Origin of the sequence: Silvanigrella paludirubra (assembly GCF_009208775.1) — a bacterium.
GTDB classification, from domain to species: Bacteria; Bdellovibrionota_B; Oligoflexia; order Silvanigrellales; family Silvanigrellaceae; genus Silvanigrella; species Silvanigrella paludirubra.
This window is the reverse complement of the sequence record NZ_WFLM01000004.1, coordinates 13,541-31,246: the sequence shown is the minus strand read 5'-3', so window position 1 is coordinate 31,246 and position 17,706 is coordinate 13,541. Positions and strand designations below refer to the sequence as shown.

General features: G+C 31.2%; 13 protein-coding genes. 8 read left to right on the top strand and 5 right to left on the bottom strand.

Going from position 1 to position 17,706, the window contains the following annotated elements; all coding sequences use genetic code 11:
• The first annotated feature begins 380 nt into the window (after positions 1–380).
• Both GCL60_RS10705 and GCL60_RS10700 read left to right on the top strand, forming a co-directional pair.
• On the top strand, positions 381–1,319 hold the full coding sequence (locus tag GCL60_RS10705; RefSeq protein WP_153420657.1) for a hypothetical protein: 939 nt from the start codon (positions 381–383) through the stop codon (positions 1,317–1,319).
• Between the two features lie 37 nt (positions 1,320–1,356).
• The gene (locus GCL60_RS10700; RefSeq protein WP_153420656.1) at positions 1,357–2,289 is read left to right on the top strand and encodes a hypothetical protein; all 933 of its coding nucleotides are present in this window, start codon (positions 1,357–1,359) and stop codon (positions 2,287–2,289) included.
• A gap of 299 nt (positions 2,290–2,588) precedes the next feature.
• Here GCL60_RS10700 and rho read toward each other — a convergent pair whose 3' ends face one another.
• Complete coding sequence (gene rho / locus GCL60_RS10695; RefSeq protein WP_419964831.1) at positions 2,589–4,040, bottom strand: transcription termination factor Rho; 1,452 nt, start codon at positions 4,038–4,040, stop codon at positions 2,589–2,591.
• A gap of 556 nt (positions 4,041–4,596) precedes the next feature.
• Positions 4,597–5,844, bottom strand: coding sequence for an ornithine--oxo-acid transaminase (gene rocD, locus GCL60_RS10690; RefSeq protein WP_153420655.1), 1,248 nt, complete (start codon positions 5,842–5,844; stop codon positions 4,597–4,599).
• A 104-nt stretch (positions 5,845–5,948) separates the two neighbouring features.
• Between rocD and GCL60_RS10685 the strand changes: the two genes are divergently transcribed.
• Together GCL60_RS10685 and GCL60_RS10680 are read left to right on the top strand one after the other, a co-directional pair.
• Positions 5,949–6,353, top strand: a complete 405-nt coding sequence (locus GCL60_RS10685; protein ID WP_153420654.1) for a dihydroneopterin aldolase — start codon at positions 5,949–5,951, stop codon at positions 6,351–6,353.
• 221 nt (positions 6,354–6,574) lie between these two features.
• On the top strand, positions 6,575–7,372 hold the full coding sequence (locus tag GCL60_RS10680; RefSeq protein ID WP_153420653.1) for a cobalamin B12-binding domain-containing protein: 798 nt from the start codon (positions 6,575–6,577) through the stop codon (positions 7,370–7,372).
• Between the two features lie 125 nt (positions 7,373–7,497).
• Here the strand turns inward: GCL60_RS10680 and rpoD are convergent, their stop codons facing one another.
• The 3 genes from rpoD to rpsU all read right to left on the bottom strand — a co-directional run bounded on the left by rpoD (position 7,498) and on the right by rpsU (position 13,631).
• Positions 7,498–9,648, bottom strand: coding sequence for an RNA polymerase sigma factor RpoD (rpoD, locus tag GCL60_RS10675; protein WP_237639063.1), 2,151 nt, complete (start codon positions 9,646–9,648; stop codon positions 7,498–7,500).
• Between the two features lie 563 nt (positions 9,649–10,211).
• Positions 10,212–13,295, bottom strand: coding sequence for a toprim domain-containing protein (locus GCL60_RS10670; RefSeq protein WP_161998168.1), 3,084 nt, complete (start codon positions 13,293–13,295; stop codon positions 10,212–10,214).
• 138 nt (positions 13,296–13,433) lie between these two features.
• On the bottom strand, positions 13,434–13,631 hold the full coding sequence (gene rpsU, locus GCL60_RS10665; protein ID WP_148698276.1) for a 30S ribosomal protein S21: 198 nt from the start codon (positions 13,629–13,631) through the stop codon (positions 13,434–13,436).
• Between the two features lie 377 nt (positions 13,632–14,008).
• On the opposite strand from rpsU, the gene GCL60_RS10660 reads away from it, so the two are divergent.
• The 4 genes from GCL60_RS10660 to GCL60_RS10645 are packed head-to-tail and all read left to right on the top strand — an operon-like array spanning position 14,009 to position 17,689.
• Positions 14,009–16,003 carry an FAD-binding and (Fe-S)-binding domain-containing protein gene (locus tag GCL60_RS10660; RefSeq protein ID WP_153420650.1) on the top strand — a complete coding sequence of 665 codons (1,995 nt, stop codon included), beginning with the start codon at positions 14,009–14,011 and terminating at the stop codon, positions 16,001–16,003.
• Complete coding sequence (locus tag GCL60_RS10655; protein ID WP_153420649.1) at positions 15,996–16,694, top strand: heterodisulfide reductase-related iron-sulfur binding cluster; 699 nt, start codon at positions 15,996–15,998, stop codon at positions 16,692–16,694. The genes GCL60_RS10660 and GCL60_RS10655 overlap by 8 nt, the downstream gene beginning before the upstream one ends.
• A 43-nt stretch (positions 16,695–16,737) precedes the next feature.
• Entirely contained in the window at positions 16,738–17,214 is a 477-nt protein-coding gene (locus tag GCL60_RS10650; RefSeq protein ID WP_153420648.1) for a DMT family transporter, read from the top strand.
• A gap of 7 nt (positions 17,215–17,221) precedes the next feature.
• The gene (locus GCL60_RS10645) at positions 17,222–17,689 is read left to right on the top strand and encodes a DMT family transporter (protein ID WP_153420647.1); all 468 of its coding nucleotides are present in this window, start codon (positions 17,222–17,224) and stop codon (positions 17,687–17,689) included.
• The last annotated feature ends 17 nt before the right edge of the window (positions 17,690–17,706 follow it).

Genomic DNA, 17,706 nt, shown 5'->3' with positions numbered 1-17,706 from the left:
ATAAGATAAAAAGACTATTTTAAATATTAAAAAAATCGGAACAAAATTAAAATAAATTTGCCTATATTTAAGACAAATAAACTATTAAACGAATATTTACATTTAATTAATCTTTCTAAGACATCTCTTTAAAGTTTTAGCTACTTGTATGGTTTCTTAAGAAATAAACATTTTTATTCAATAAAAACACATAATATCTTAATTTATATCGAATTTTTCAATAACGAGAAAGATCTGATTGCTCTTTTATAAAATAAATTGGTTGACGTATTTCATAAAACTCACTAACCAAAAGAATGAAGTTGTGGTTTTTATACAAAAACAAATATTTAAATATATTTTAAATTTTTTTTTTGTATTTTTATTATTTAGGAGTCTTAATGTTTTATAAAAATAATATATTAATTGGAATATGTCTTGCTGGAACTATGCTTAATAGCTGCTCTCGCGGTGGAGGACAAAGCACTCCAAAAGCAAAAAAGCAAGTTACAACAAATCTTACCTTAAATCATAACGCAACTGCTATTAATACATATGAAGTAGAAGCTGAAGTAGTTTGTCCCAGTGATACAAGTATATTTTATATTACTAATGCTAGTCCAAAATTTGAAGTTGTTGACGGTGAAAAATGCACTATTAAAATTAAAAATTTTAATTATACAGAGACAGGATCTAGTAGCCAAAGTTATAATAGTTCATCCGCTTTAACATTAACTTATAATGCTGATAATACTGTTACAAGCGCCGCAACTCACGGTGAATATACTAAAGCATCTGATTCTAGCATAAAAAAATACTTAAATGGAGTAAAAGCATTAGAAGGCGATCCATTAAGTTTAATTTTACTAGACTTTGCAACTGAAACTTTATCAACTTGGGAATCATTAAAAACCGTTGAAAAAACATTTCAATTCCAAGAAGTAAAATTGCCAAATCCACTTTCTTTAAGACTAATTAAAAATAGCTTTAAGGCTTCAAATGCGAGAAGTTTTACTATAAATCATACCCTTTCAAATACGATAAGAGGGATCACAAACTGGCCAAATTCCGCTGAAAATACTACAGGATGTAAAATTATTTCAAGTGCTACTGAGCTTACTCCATTTGGTGGTGGTACTAATTTTACACCTAATATGACCTTAATTAATGACGTGGATAAAGCTTATAAAGCTACTGGTTCAAAAAATTGTTCGGATATTCGTCTTGGCGAACGTGATAACTGGAAAGATCTTAAATTTGCGAATCAATATATTGTTCTAGCAAATGAATCTCCTTTGGGTAACTCATATCGTGTAATTACTATTACTAGTTCTAATTGAAATAAGAAGAATAAAATGGGAAGGAATGAAAATTTTAATGTTGAAAAAATTTGTAAAAATTTTATCTTCACTACTTATTATATTAATTCTTTCCCTTTCATTATCAGGATGCAAAAATCAACAAAGATCACCTAATTTAAATTCAGACATTGTTTTCACTAAATTCTCATTTAATGCAAGAAAATTAGGAAATATCAATTCTGCGATTGAAAGCTGGGAAGTAAACTCTCAGTTACACTGCTCTGGTCTTATTTTTAGTGATGGTAATACTTATTTAATAGATCAAAAATTCACAAAAAGTGGGAATGAGACAATTGATTTTCCTATTGGTCCTAGATACAATTGTGAACTTAGTATAAAAAGTTTTAATATAAATAAAATTGATTACTTTCCACAAAATAAGAATTCTCTTTTTAAAATTAAAAGAAATAATTCTAACAAAATATTCAGAAAGTATGTAAATCAAAAAAATTATAATGATCATAAATTTATTACTGGTAAAATGAATCCTGATATATTTTCACTTTATATATTTGAAAAGGCTAATGATACCGCTCTTTTTACCTCCATTTATACTGCTGTTTTTAATGATATTGAAATATCATTTACATCTTTAGATGATCCTCAATATGCAAGGATTCAAATCAAAAATAATTCACGATCAGAAAATTCGATTAAAATTAATGAAATTAATTTGATTGCTTTAAGTGATTTAAGTCTTCAACAACGATCTAAAAATAATAACGATATAAATTATGAAGGTAATTACCAATGCGTTGATAATGATGCTGAAGATAATTATATTATATCAAGGATAAAAACTCTCAATTCGGGTAGTCGATGTGCATTGGTTTTCAAAGCGAATAATTCTACCTCTACATCAAGAATAAGTATCCGTATTGATAACATTTTATATAATTTAAATATTAATTTTAAAGATAATATATGGACTGCTGAAATAAATCAATAACAAATTATTTAATAGTATAAAAACATATTCCAAAAATTTAATTATAGATTATTCTGAAAAAATAAAATTAAAATTTATTACATTAAAAAAATATTCTCACCAAATAATTCTATACAATATCTTATAAAATTTAATGCTAATTACAAAAAATACAAATTGCATTAATTATGATTTTAAAATATATACATCTCTCATTTTAAATTTAACCCAAAAATTTTTCTTCAAATCACATAAAAAAAAATCCCCAAACTTTCGAAAGGGGATTTTTAATTTCTTAATGAAATAGAATAAATTAGAAATTAACCATTCATACTATTTAAAAAGTCATCATTGGTTTCGCAGCGTTCAAAACGTTGCAATAAAAATTCCATGGACTCGATTGGAGACATTGGATGCAATACTTTACGGAGTACCCAAAGACGATTGAGAGTTTCGCGTGCAAGAAGGAGATCTTCACGACGAGTTGCACTCTTATTAATGTCAATTGCCGGGAACACACGGCGTTCTGCTAAGCGGCGATCGAGAACAAGTTCCATGTTACCTGTACCTTTGAATTCTTCAAAGATAACTTCGTCCATACGGCTTCCTGTGTCGATAAGCGCAGTTGCAATGATAGTAAGACTTCCGCCTTCTTCCACGTTACGCGCCGCACCGAAAAATCTTTTTGGTTTGTGAAGTGCGTTCGCGTCGACACCACCAGTTAATATTTTTCCGCTTGGTGGCACAACACTGTTGTACGCACGCGCAAGACGAGTGATGGAGTCTAATAAGATAACAACATCTTTTTTATGCTCAACCAACCTTTTTGCTTTTTCAATTACCATTTCGGCAACTTGAACGTGACGTTGTGCAGGTTCATCAAAGGTACTGCTCACAACTTCACCGCGTACAGAGCGTTCCATGTCTGTTACTTCTTCCGGACGTTCGTCAATAAGAAGAACAATTAACACGGCTTCAGGGTGGTTTATTGCAATGGAATTCGCAATATTTTGAAGTAAAATAGTTTTACCTGTTTTTGGAGGCGCCACAATAAGAGCACGTTGACCTTTTCCAATAGGAGCAAAAAGATCGATTAAACGTGTACTGTAAATTTGTGGATCGTTTTCCAATTTAAAGCGGAAATCGGGGTGAATGGTTGTTAAGTTATCAAACAAAATTTTCTCACCAGTAAAGTCTGGTGTTTCGCCATTTACGGATTCTACTTTTAATAAAGCAAAGTAACGCTCATTGTCTTTTGGTGGACGAATTTGTCCAGAAACAGTGTCTCCTGTACGTAAATTAAATCTACGAATTTGTGATGGAGATACATAGATGTCATCTGGCCCAGGCAAATAATTATAATCAGGGGCTCTTAAAAAACCGAAACCGTCAGGCAACGTTTCAAGCACACCTTCAGAGTAAACAACACCATTGCGAACAGCTTGAGCCTCTAACAAAGAAAAAACAAGATCTTGTTTTCTTAAGTTTGCTGCGCCGTCAATGCCCATGTCTTTCGCCATATGAACTAAATCGCTAATGTGTTTTTCTTTTAGCTCTTTTAAATTCATAACAGGAACTTCTGAATTAAACTCAGGCTCTTTTTCGTCAGCTCCCGTTGGAACAGGGCGAGATTGATCTGGTCTTCTAGAAGAAGGATGGTTGTTACGTTGTTGGTTATTGTGACCTTGGTAAGAGGTACGATACTGCTGAGGCTGATTCGGAGTATTGTTATTACTAGTTGAACTTGCCGTAGTATGAGATTGCTGTTGCATTGCTGGTGATGCGGGATGCACGGTAGATCCTCCTCCTGCGTTCATGGAAGCCTGTGGGGAACCCATTCTGTTTGGAGGGGGAGCATTCATTCCAAATGGAGACGGGCGTGGAGTAAACGTCGAATTCGAAGAAGATGAATGATTATTTTGAGATGAAGAAGGAGACGAAGACATGTTTGATGGGTCTTTTGACCTGGTAAAAACGCGTCTAGACGGTGTGTAAGTAGAAATACCTTCGCTGTCAGAGTCATTCTGAGATGAAGAAGAAGTCGCATTTTCATTAAAAAGCGTACTTTCTTCAGGTGTTCTACGAATGTAACGTCTGGTTGTTGAATTCGTTGTGCGTTTACGCGGGGACGGAGACTCATTATCGAAGTCATCATTATTTTTGTCATCTACCATGCTAAATGATTCCAAAAGAAAAAAGTTGAAGGAATAAATAAAAAGAAGGGATTTTTGGCTGGTTGCGCCATATAAATAAAAACGGACGCTTGTGAAAGCAATTTCATTTTTAACAGGTGTTCTTTTCTTTGTCAACTCTTTCCAAAAATAAGGATTATGATTTTTGCAGCCATTCTGCTTGAGTTTTTGCAAAAACTTCAGAAATGGTATCAATCGCAAAACGCATACTTTCATCTTTCATAACTAAAGGTGGTGCAAAACGTATGGTATAATCATGGGTTTCTTTTGCAAGAATTCCTCTTTCTTGAAGAAGTTCACTATAAAAACGACCTTTACCAGCTTCTGGATGAATTTCAATCCCATTTAATAGACCTTTTCCACGAATTTCTTTCACTACTTTTTTGGGCAAATGAGCTAAACCTTCTCTAAATTGATTGCCTAATTTAAATGCTCTATCTGCAAGTTTTTCGTCTTCAATAATACTCAAAGCGGTCTGTGACAAAGCACAAGCCATTGAATTTCCGCCAAAAGTAGAACCATGATCGCCTGGTTTTAAAAGCCCTAAAATATCGTCGTTTCCAACGACTGCAGAAATAGGATAATAAGCACCACCTAATGCTTTTCCAAGGATAATTAAATCGGGTTCACAATTTTCATATAAGTGAGCAAAAAGTTTACCAGTACGACCTAAGCCTGTTTGAATTTCATCTGCTATACAAAGCACATTATGTTTTTTACAAATTTGACTTACTTTCTCAAGATACCCTTGTGCAGGAATGATAATTCCTGCTTCTCCTTGAATAGGCTCAAATAAAAACCCAACGGTATTTGGAGTTATTGCTTTTTCTAGAGCGGCCGCATCTCCATAAGGAACAGAGCGAAAACCACCACAGTATGGACCAAAATCATCTTTATATTGAGGTTCACTAGAAAAACTTACAATTGTTGTTGTACGGCCATGAAAATTATGGTCACAAACAATAATTTCTGCTTGGTGTCTAGGTACTTTTTTAACTAAATAACCCCATTTACGTGCAACTTTTATTGCTGTCTCAACGGCTTCTGCACCGGTATTCATTGGAAGTGCTTTGTCTTTTTTACACAAAAGAGTTAATTGTTTTAACCAAGGACCCATTTGATCATTATGAAAAGCTCTTGAAGTTAAAGTTACTTTTTGGGCTTGTTCCATAAGTGTCTGTTGCATTCTTGGGTGACAATGCCCCTGATTTACAGCACTATATGCACTCAACATATCAAGATATTTTTTACCATCAATATCCCAAACCCATTCGCCAGAACCTTTTGTTATAACTACTTTTAAGGGGTGGTAATTATGGGCACCAAACTTATCAGCCATATCAATATATTTTTTTGAAATTTCAGAAACATTTTGGTTTGTCATTTTTTTACCTTTATTCTATGTATGAGTTTCATAATGGAAAAAACAATACTCTTTTCCACATATAACTTTGTTTTTAAGGATAGCCAACCATTAGGAAACAAAAAATGAAATTTTCATCGACACCATATTTGTCAACTGATGATCAATTTTGCTGGATACACATTTCAGAAATGAAAACATTTCTCTATCTAGGTGCAAATGAATACGAAGAAAAAATAGGACAAAATATCACAATAAATTTGTCTATTAAAATCAAATACAACAACACCCTAGATAAACTGAGTAATACAGTTGATTATGGCGCTGTCTGTGAACATATCATTCATAAAATAAAAACGCTAGAAAAAGTAAAGTTACTCGAATTTTTAGCAGAACAAGTTTTAAATTCTATTGGTGAAAATTTTAAAGATATTTATGCTGCAAAAATTTCTATTGAAAAAGGTTATGTTCCTTTAAAAAACTTTACTGGAAAAGTAAAAATTGACGCTGAAAAAGAATTTATACTTTAAATTTTAAATTAACTATGTTCTACAAAATCTAAAAATAATTTTTAACTAATCCCTAATTTTACCCTCCCCACAGGTTTACTTACTCCTCATTTTTCCGTTTCAGCCTCTTAGTACCTCTTTATCCTTAATTTAATTATTTACTTAAAAAATTAATAAATATTCCGATACATTTTAGTTGTAAGATTTTTCTAGAAAATTCAAAATTAATAATTGGAAATATTATGATAAGATGGTGTTCATATTGTGCTAAATTTATTGGCGAAAAAGAACCTTATCATGATTATACAATTACTCATGGCCTTTGTTTAAAATGTAAATCAAAATTTTCAAATAAAAATACATTTGACATTATTAAATTGACCGAAATTCAGGAATTTTTTTCTGAAATAGAAAACCAAGGTAGAAATGGAATTATCATAGCTCCTGAAGATGTATTGAAAAAAGGTTTAAGTTTAGGATTACAATATTCAGACGTGATTATGGGAATTATTCAACCGATTATGAGAAAAATTGGTAATTTATTTGAAAAAAAACAATTGAGTATTGAACAAGAGCACTTATTTTCACATTTTAGTAATAGTATTATAAATTTAATTTTAAGCAAAATAAGCATAGATGAGTTTGGAAAAATAGAAAATAAAATTGATGTAATTCTTATATGCATAGAAGGAAATTCACATACAATAGGCATTCGATTTCTTGATATTGTTCTTAAAGATGCAGGAGTTACAAGTTATGTTATACTTTATCCATTATCTGAAGATGAATTAGTAAATTTAATAATAAAAATTTGTCCAAAAGCAATTGCTATTTCTATTGCGCTTGAAGAGCATTTAATAAAACTAGAAAATTTTGTATACTTTTTAAAAAATAATCCTAAAATAAATTTTTCTTTAAAATATATGGTTGGTGGCAATTGTTTGAAAAATATGAAAAAAAACATTGAATATATTGACTATATTGATAATTCTTATGATATCAATAATTTTATTAATTATTTAAAATCAATTAAAAGTTAAGCATGCAAAAGTTTTTAATTTTTATGAGATTCAATCCAATCTTAATAAAAAATAAGCCCTAATTATGGAATATTGAAAACCAAAAATTAGGGCTTATGTTAGCTAAATTAATTAAATTATTAAAATTAACTTTCAATGAAAGCTTTTAATTTTTTAGAACGGCTTGGATGACGAAGTTTACGTAACGCTTTTGCTTCAATCTGACGAATACGTTCCCTAGTTACATCAAAACTTTGCCCTACTTCTTCCAAAGTATGGTCCGTCTTTTCACCAATACCAAAACGCATACGTAACACTTTTTCTTCGCGAGAAGTTAAAGTAGCAAGAACTTTTTTAGTTTGCTCAGATAAGCTTTGGTTTGCCACAATGTCTATAGGCGCACCATGTGCTTTATCTTCTAAAAAGTCTCCATAATGATTATCTTCTTCTTCCCCAATAGGAGCTTCCAAAGAAATTGGCTCACGCGCAATTTTCATAACCTTACGTACTTTTTCAATACTCATATCCATACGCTGTGCAATTTCTTCAGGAGTAGGTTCTCTACCCATCTCTTGAACCAATTGACGACTTGTACGAACCATTTTATTGATCGTTTCAATCATATGAACAGGAATACGAATGGTACGAGCTTGATCCGCAATAGCACGTGTGATCGCTTGGCGAATCCACCAAGTAGCATAAGTACTAAATTTGTAACCACGACGGTATTCAAATTTTTCTACTGCTTTCATAAGACCAATGTTACCTTCTTGGATAAGATCCAAAAATTGAAGACCACGGTTCATGTATTTTTTAGCAATGGAAACAACTAAACGAAGGTTTGCTTCTATTAATTCACGTTTTGCTTCTTCTGCGAAACGATTAGCATTACTAATAACTTGGTACTTTATCGCAATTTCACTTCTACTAAGGAAACAAGCTTGCTCACTCATTAAAATTGCATTTTGTGCAGAGATATAAGTGTTTTTAAAGTTTTCCCAATCTTTTTCTGTTAAAAAGTTTACTTCTATAGGCCTTGGCGCATTGGCATTGCAATAAGCAGATAAACGAGCTTCATCTAAACGCGTTCTCACCTTCACTTTATTTGTTTCTTTCATACAGTCGGAAACACTTTTTGCGTGGGTGTCTAACTCAGCAACGATTTGTTGAATAATACGACGATTGATGTTGATCTCTTTTACAATTTCAAACATTTGATCGCGTGATTCTTTTAAAATTTCTCTTTCATGAGCAGAGAGTTTATCAAGACCTTGTAAGCCAAATTTATCTTCAATTTCGATGACTGTTTTCGCAAGCTTCATAAAGCTTTCAACAAGTACACGAACTCTTTGGGATTGGCCTTCATCATTTGCTTGATCTTGTTCGTCGTCAAAACCTTTTACAAGGTTTTTCGCTTTAATCACACCATCAATAAATTTTTGTCCTACATCACACATATGGTTGATACCAATGCGTAAAGAAACAAGGTGCTCTAACAGCTTGTTCTCTTCATTTTCAATTTTTTTGGCAATTTCAACTTCGCCGTCGCGAGATAAAAGAGCAACTTGTCCCATTTTTCTTAAATAAACACGAACGGGATCGTTACTTCTTGCTGAAGCATCGAGTTCTTCTTCTTCACCACCAAGATCAGCACCAAATTCTTCAGCTGCAAGAAAATCGTCTTCTGGAAGAGATGCAGATTCATCAGCTTCGAGATCGACATCACCTAGGAGATCTTCTTCTTCTTCAGCACCAAAGTCATCCGGTTCTTCGTCTAAAGAAACTTCTTCAAATGATTCGTCGTCATCTGAATCTGCTCCTTTACCTTGTTTCCCTTGTTTACTTGATTTTTTAGTTGGGTCTGCTTTAGCAGAATCTTTCTTTTTAGAGCCAGGAACAGCTGATTTTAAACTTACTTTTTCTTCTGATGAATCACCATCCAAAGCCTTAGAGGATTCTTTTTTAGAACCTGATGACTTTTCAGAAACCGCATTCTTTACTACTTTTTTATCTTTGTCTTTTGCAGAAGAAGAAACAGCGGCATCTTTTGATTTTGTCGCAAGAGACTTTGTCCCATCTGCTTGAGCGCCTGTTACTGCTGATTTTGACTTTTGTTTAGAAGGATCTGTTACGTTTAACAAAGATTTTTTATCTTGTTCTAAAGAGGAGGAGTCTTTATCTGACTTCTTTTTTATAACGATATTGGGTTTGCCACCTGAGGTTTTTGCTAAAACAGTATCTGATTTTAAAGGAGAAAGTTTCCCACCTTTAGCAGGAATAGACTCTTTTTTAACCATATTAGGATTTATATTCATAGACTCTTCATCAGCTGGTTTTGTAACTTTTTTATTCGCCATAGTATCTTTATTGTTTTTTTCTAATTTAGAAGGCACTAATTTTTCTTTATCAGTACCTTTATCTGTTAATTTAACGTCACGATTCGACTTTATTTGTGGACTTTTAGGATCTTTTTCAGAGCGAAAAACCACCGTTTTTTTCGTATCTTTTTCCAAAGAATGATTTTCATCCGCATCAGGGCTCTGAGTTGATTTAGAGCTAGGTTGTTTTTTAATCGTTTGATGATTCTCTTTTTTAACCGTTTTTAAATCCACAGGCTTAGAAGAGTTCTGTGACTTTACCGGATTCTTTTCCACTTTTTTTGATGGCTGTGAAGCTGGCTTTGAGCTTGCGGATTTTTCTTTTTGGGTTGGCTCAGAAGCACGTTTCTGACCACCTACAGTTGCAGACTTTGACTTGGAATTCGTCATATTTTAAAAACCCCCAAGAATCACAAAACAAAAAAACCCTATTCAGGGACAATTGAATAGCGCAAATCGGTTACATTGAAATAATTTTACGTTTATTGCAAATTAAAAGATTCAAAAGAACCAAATTCCTTGCTACGCCTTGTACGCTCTCTGACAAGGTCATGAAACTGTTTATCTATCTCATTATCAAAATGGAAACTCGAAAAAGCTTTTAGAGCGTTGTCAATATATTCGAGTTCCAATTGAAGTAAAGCCTCAGCCGTAAATGCCGATAAAACACCTCTTTGCGAGGAAAGTTTAATATTTCGCAACTGAAACCTCAAAAAACCAGAATTTTTTAAATCCCAAATGTTCTTAAATGATATCATGGACACGCCCACTGGCAAGCTTTCTTTCAGCAATTCCTCCATCTTATATTGAAATAAAATGTGAACATTTGAATTTGCATAAGCCAGAACCACTTTTGTCTGATGCGAAAAGTTAAATTTATCCAAGTCTTCAAGCTCAATTAAAGAAACGTGCTGGTTTTCAACCATAGCTGTCAGCAATTCAAGATAAACAGAAAAACTTATCTTACTCATTTGATTGCTTATTGCTAATGCACAAATACGCTCGTTAGCCTCTTCTGAGCTTGATAATCCTTGAGCTACATTACGCAAGCGTATTGGTAACTCATAAAACCTTGAATGGACAAGTGATAAAATTAATTTAACTTCAGTAACGGAAAAGACAGGCCACTCTTCAAGAGAAAAGGCTTCAGGCTTAGCGACGTCTTTAACAAAATGAGGCTTTATATGCAATGAAGATAAGCCTTCCATTTCTTGTCGAAGGTCTTCAGGATATACATTTTCAAAGTATTTGTCACATAAAAATAGTAAGGATTCGTCTTGAACTTGTTTATCAGGGTGCTGCAAAATAATAGGAAGAATATGTTCTTTTGCCTGCCTTAAAAAAACTTCTGGCTTAAAATTAGATTCTTCAAAAAACCATTTGCATACCCTATTTAACAAAGGCTCTGTCTTAGGTATTAAAGCATGAAATTCATTCACCCCATATTTTTTAATAAAATCGTCTGGATCTTTTCCATCAGGAATTTCTAAATACTCCAAATCAATTCCTTTAAAAGGAAAAGCAATAAAGAAAGTTCTTCTTGCTGCATTTTGACCTGCTTTATCCGAGTCAAAGCATATAATTATTCTTTTAGTTACTTTTGAAAGAGCTTCCATATGTGAGTGGGTAAGACTTGTTCCCATAACAGCGACCGTATTTGTTACCCCAGCATTCACTAAAGAAATACAATCCATATAACCTTCAACTACTAATACAAAACCATAACTAACTATGGATTGAAGAGCAGCGTAAAAATGATATAAAACATTCGATTTTGCAAAAATTGCGGACTCAGGTGAATTTATATATTTTGGCAATTCTTTTGTTTTTGATTGCAAATGAGGTTGAAATAAACGACCAGAAAGTGCAATAATAGAGCCTTCATGTCCATAAATAGGTATTATTATTCTATCATGAAAAAAGTCGTAAAAGCCATCATTTATTTTACTTTTTTTAATTAATCCAAGCTCAAGTAAAGGTTCAGAAGGGACTAATTTTTTTTCAACCTTTCTAGATAATTCATTTGAATAAGGGCAAAATCCAAATCCCCATTTAACAATATGTTCTAATTCAATTCCTCTTTGCTCTAAATACAAACGTGCCTCTTTTGCTAAAGGCAAATCCGATAATAGAATTTTGTGATAAAAATATACAGATTTTGCAATATATTCTTTCTCAATTTCAAAATTTTTATCCAATTTAAGAGTTTCTTTTTGGGGCAATTTTTTTTCTATTTTTATTTCATTTTTTTGAACTACTGGAGGAATATTTACTTTATTATTATCCGAACTTTTTAGTTTATACTTATTATAATTAGCAGATCCAAATATTTTTTTTGAGGAACCAAAATATTTAGCTGCTATGTTATCTAATATCAATTCTTTTCGAGACTGATCCTCAATTTTATTAAAAATAGGTAACAGTTTTTTTTGAAATTCTCCTAATTTAATAGAAGATGGAATATTATCAAAAAATTTATTTACAATTTCTTCCCAAAGAGGTTTTGTATTTAAAAAGACTTTATTTAAATCTTCTGAAGATATATTTTCATTTTGTAATGAGAAAAAAACGGTATCAAAAGATAAATCACTTAAAATTATCGTTTCTAAAAATGTTTTCCATAAAAACATATTTTGATTTGCTAGAGAAGAAACAGCAATCGTGATTCTTGGTACTTTTTTAGCTAAAACTTTTGCTAATGACGTATCTATTTTATTTTGCAAACAAGCAATTGTATTTAATTTACCTAATGAAAGTAAGTAATATAAATCATAAAAATTTGCAGTAACAATTATATTTTTTTGATTATTTAATTGATTTCTTGCTTGGTGCCAATTTAACCAATGTAATGTCGATTTCGGAAAAGGAGTAAAAATTTCTAAATCATTTAAAAAACTTAAAAAGTTATTTTCAGAAAAAGGTTCTTCATTATTAAATTGGGTTATTTTATTAGAAAAAGCAAATCCACCTAATTTTCCATTTTCTTTATATATAGGAAAGGCAAATCTATCCGATAAATCTAATTTAAAAATCTCTTTTAAAGAAATATTTTCCATAAAGGAATCACAAGTAGATTGCTCCCCTGTATAAACAAATTCAATATATTTTTTTAATTTATTTATTAAAAAATCTTTAAAATCAAGCTTTATAGAATGTGAATTACTATCTATCAAGCTATTTAAATTTTCTTTAAAAAATAAATGTATTTTTTCGAGTTCTTTATTTTGTGCCTCAAAAAAATCATTTTTGGCACTATTCTGCTTTTCTTCAGAGCTTGATTCGTATTCTAAAGGAATTTGATACGTTTGAGATAAACTTTCCACCGCCTCACGAAACGAACAACCCGTACGGTGCATTTCATAATCAATCACAGTTCCATGAGCCTTGCAGGCAAAACAATGATAATTATTTTGATAAATATACATACTTGGCGAAGAATCTTGATGAAATGGGCATTTTGCAACCGCATTCCCTCCAGAACGCTTCACATCCATAAAACGTCGTAGGTGGTCTTGAAGAGGAATGGTTTGAATTATATTTTGGATAGAATGTTTGCGAAGTCTCAAAAAGAACCTCACTGTTTAAGCAGTAAAACTCTTACCAATTATAGGTAGAGAGTATGATACCATATCAGTCAAAATTGAAAAAGGAGAGCTGTAAACACAACCCTCCTTTTAAAGCTATTGATGAGCTAAAAAACGAAATTAAGCCATAAGCTTCTTTTGTTTTTTAAGGGCGCGTTTACGAGCCGCCATACGTTTTCTCTTAATTTTAACAGAGGGTTTTTCGTAATGCTCACGTTTGCGAATTTCAGAAAGGATACCTGCTTTTTCGCATTGTTTCTTAAAACGACGCATTGCGCTTTCAAAGGTTTCACCTTCTTTAATCTTAACTACTGGCATATCATTCACCCCCCTTCATTTTTAATATAGGCCGATCATCTATCAAATCGGAACCTGCTTACTATCGCAAAAAATTTAGAAATACAAGCTTCTTTAGGGATAATTATCTTAATAGTTGCAGAAATCGGGGTATTAGAAGCTCCAGAAAATTATTCTTATTTTTTCTAAATAACATTTTCCAAAAAAACGAGTTCATAATGCAAAAATGGAGTTCTTATAACCACCTTAAATTACTGTTATTTTTCATTAAAGATAGAATATAATTCAATGTTTACCAATATTTACATTAAATTCAAATTCATATATACCATATTTATCTTCAATAGAGTGAAGCTTGCATTTCAAATTAATCAACTTAAAAAGTCAAAGGTTTTTGAATGATAGCTGCAGAACAAGACAAAAATTTCAATAATTTTCTAAAGCTCATAAAACAAGCTCTCCCCAAAAAAAATATCCTTTTTGACCCTCTTAGTCTTTATTCCTATGCAAATGATGCGAGTCACTACTATTTAGTCCCCAAATTAGTTCTTATTGTAGATGAAGAAGTTGAGATACAATCTATTTTTAAATCAGCAAAAAAATACAAAATTCCCTTAACAATTAGAGCGGCAGGCTCCTCTCTATCGGGACAATCTATTACGGACTCCGTCCTTCTTGTTATAAGCTGGAAATGGCGAAAATATAAAATACTTAATGATGGAAATGAAATAGAACTTCAAGCAGGTGTCATTGGGAAAGATGCGAATTATTATTTAGCAAAGTACCAAAAAAAAATAGGGCCCGACCCCTCTTCGCTCGATTTTGCTAAAATTGGCGGGATAGCCGCAAATAACGCAAGCGGAATGTGCTGTGGAGTTAAAAATAACAGTTATCACACCCTAAAAAATATACGTGTGATATTCAATAACGGAACAATATTAGATACGAGTGATGAAGTATCTATTCAGGATTTTAAAAAAACAAATAAATTTATTTGTGAAAAAATAATTGAAATAAGAAAAAAAATATTAATAAATAACAATATAAAAGAAAAAATTCAAAATAAATATAAAATAAAAAATACAGTTGGCTATTCCTTAAATTCATTTTTAGATTTTGAAGATCCTATAGATATTATTTCCCACTTAATGATTGGATCGGAAGGAACTCTTGGTTTTATTTCAAGTATTACTTATAAAACAATTTATGAAGACCCATATAAAAAAGCGGCTCTCTGTTTTTTTTCTGATTTAAGATCGGCAATGGAAGCCGTCCTAATTTTAAATGATGAGAATATTTCATCACTTGAGTTTCTTGATGCAACATCAATTAAATGCGCTAAAAAAGAGTTAAGCGAATTTCTTTCACAGGAAATAAATACCTATGAGCACTGTTTACTTATAATAGATTTAAGAGATTCATCAGAAATGAATTTAAATCAAAAAATATTAGAGATAAACAAAAAAATAAACCGTTGCCAAAATGTAATTACATATAGTCAATTCTATGAAAACGATAAATATCAAAAAATCATGAAAATTAGAAAATCTATATTACCTATTGTCCAATCACAAAGAAAACCAAATTTCTTAGCTTTACTTGAAGATGTTGCTTTTCCTTTAGAAAGTTTACCGCAAGGAAGCTTTGACTTAAAAGAACTTTTTAAACAGCATGGCTTTGAAAATAGTTGTTTATTTGGACATGCCAAAGATGGCAATTTACATTTTATATTAGAAATGAAATTTGAAAACGAAAATGACAAAATAAAATATGAAATATTTATGAAAAATTTAGCTACTCTTGTGATTGATAAACACAATGGTTCCTTAAAAGCTGAACATGGCACAGGGCGAAATATCGCTCCTTTTATTGAAGTTGAATGGGGAAAAGAGATAAATGATATTATGCATGAAATTAAACAAATATTAGATCCTGAAATTATATTAAATCCTGATGTCATTCTTTCTTCGGATAAATTCATTCATACCAAAAACTTAAAACAAATAACAGAAATAGATATACATTTAGACAAATGTAACGAATGTGGTGCCTGTGAAAGAATTTGTCCTTCTTATGGACTTAGTTTAACTCCTAGACAAAGAATTGTTTCTTTAAGAGCCATGAATTTTATTCAAAAAAATAATAAAACAAAAATATACAAAAATATGTTTAAACATTTTAAATATTATGGCTCTGACACCTGTGCTGCCAGCGGAATGTGTGCTACTGTTTGTCCTGTGGGAGTGGATACAGGTAAGGTTATTAAAAATTGGCGGATAAAACATAAATCTGTATTTTTATCCTATATTTGGAATTTTTTATCACAGTTTCATTTTATGATTCACTTTTTTGGTAAACTATATCTTAAAATAAAGACTTCATATCATGATTGAAAAAATAGTTTATTTATTTCCTTCCTGTGCATCAAAAGTAATGAGTTTCAATGATCATTCCATGACTTCTAAAATTATCAAAATTCTTCAGAAACTTTCATATAAAGTAGAAGTCATAAATTTAAATAACGACTGTTGTGGTTTAATGTACTGTAGTATGGGTTACGATAAAACAGCTAATAAAAAACGAAATCATTTATTAACTTATTTCTCTAAAGTAATAAAACAAAATCATAGTGCTGTTATTTTAATTGAAAATTCAAGTTGTATTTTCGAAATATATTCAAAAGAATCTGAAAATCCTATTATAAAAAGAATTTTCGATCCCATCTCTTTTTTATATGAAGAATTAAAAGATTATCATTTTAAAAAATCAGATAAAAAAATATTATTACATATCAATTGTTCTATAACAAATTTAAATAAAAATAAAGAAATGCTTTATTTAGCTCATAAATGTACAAACAACGTAATTATACCTAACGATATTCTTTGCTGCGGTTTTGCAGGAAGCAAAGGATTTAGCAATCCAGAACTCAATCAAAATGCCTTAAAAACAATTAAAGAATTTATTCCTGAAGATTGTAAAGAGGGGTACACTTGCCTCGAAACCTGCGCATTAGGACTTGAAAAATATAGTGGAATCAAATTTTATTCACTTTTTCACTTAATTTACGAATGCATGATTTAAATTTTATGTTTATTTAATATTTAAGATTATGAAAGAGATAATAATGAAGTTACTTTCCTTTGACTGGATTCTTGCACTTGGTAGCGGTTGTATACTTGCTATTATGATATTATTTAATAGCACTTTAGCTAAATATACCACTCCACTCTATTCTTCTTGGATAGCCCATGGAATTGGTAGCATAGCGGCTCTTATTTTAATATACTTGTTTACTAAAGTATTTCACTCAAGAATGAATAATCCTAAAAAAACAAAAAGTATTTCAAAAAAAAGTTCCTTTTGGCTTTATTCAGGTGGCATTCCTGGAGCATTTACCGTTATTTTAGCTTCTGTTTCTATCAATAGTAAACTCGGCCTATCTGGAACGCTTGCTCTTATGCTATTGGGTCAAATTATTTTTGGCATTATTTGTGATTCTTTTGGTTTATTTGGAACCTTAAAAAAACGATTCAAATTTAAAGATTTTATGGTGGTATTTTTTGTTTTAACTGGTAGCTGGATTATCATATTTTTTAGGTAATAAAACAATGACTGAATTTATTTTTATCGCTCTTTTAAATGGATTTATTGTCGGATTGAGTCGTGCTATTAACGGAAGATTAAGCGAAGATATAGGCGCTTTTAAAGCTTCTTTTTGGAATCATATTGTTGGCTTTGTATTTTTATCTATCTTGCTTATTGCTATGGGAAGTTTTCATTTTGAGACAAATGCAAATATTCCTATTTATGCTTATGTCGGAGGATTTTTAGGAGCCATTTTAGTTGCAATTAATAGCTACACTTTTACAAAAATTGGTGCCACAAAGAGTTTGCTTTTGCTAATAAGTGGACAAATGATCACAAGTGTTATTTTAGACAATAAAAATTCTGAAATCACCTCAACGATTGCAAAATTGATAGGCATTTGTTTTATTATTTTTGGTGTTTATTTATCTAAAAAAGATACAGAAAACGATGAAAATAAAAATGATCTTGAAATAAGAAAAGTAGGGTGATTTTTTAAGGAGTTTAA

Excerpts from the sequence above, each read along its gene's own strand:
- GCL60_RS10705 (WP_153420657.1), top strand. The coding sequence starts at position 381 with ATGTTTTATAAAAATAATATATTAATTGGAATATGTCTTGCTGGAACT.
- GCL60_RS10700 (WP_153420656.1), top strand. The coding sequence starts at position 1,357 with ATGTTGAAAAAATTTGTAAAAATTTTATCTTCACTACTTATTATATTA.
- rho (WP_419964831.1), bottom strand. The coding sequence starts at position 4,040 with ATGCAACAGCAATCTCATACTACGGCAAGTTCAACTAGTAATAACAAT.
- rocD (WP_153420655.1), bottom strand. The coding sequence starts at position 5,844 with ATGACAAACCAAAATGTTTCTGAAATTTCAAAAAAATATATTGATATG.
- GCL60_RS10685 (WP_153420654.1), top strand. The coding sequence starts at position 5,949 with ATGAAATTTTCATCGACACCATATTTGTCAACTGATGATCAATTTTGC.
- GCL60_RS10680 (WP_153420653.1), top strand. The coding sequence starts at position 6,575 with ATGATAAGATGGTGTTCATATTGTGCTAAATTTATTGGCGAAAAAGAA.
- rpoD (WP_237639063.1), bottom strand. The coding sequence starts at position 9,648 with ATGGTTAAAAAAGAGTCTATTCCTGCTAAAGGTGGGAAACTTTCTCCT.
- rpsU (WP_148698276.1), bottom strand. The coding sequence starts at position 13,631 with ATGCCAGTAGTTAAGATTAAAGAAGGTGAAACCTTTGAAAGCGCAATG.
- GCL60_RS10660 (WP_153420650.1), top strand. The coding sequence starts at position 14,009 with ATGATAGCTGCAGAACAAGACAAAAATTTCAATAATTTTCTAAAGCTC.
- GCL60_RS10655 (WP_153420649.1), top strand. The coding sequence starts at position 15,996 with ATGATTGAAAAAATAGTTTATTTATTTCCTTCCTGTGCATCAAAAGTA.
- GCL60_RS10650 (WP_153420648.1), top strand. The coding sequence starts at position 16,738 with ATGAAGTTACTTTCCTTTGACTGGATTCTTGCACTTGGTAGCGGTTGT.
- GCL60_RS10645 (WP_153420647.1), top strand. The coding sequence starts at position 17,222 with ATGACTGAATTTATTTTTATCGCTCTTTTAAATGGATTTATTGTCGGA.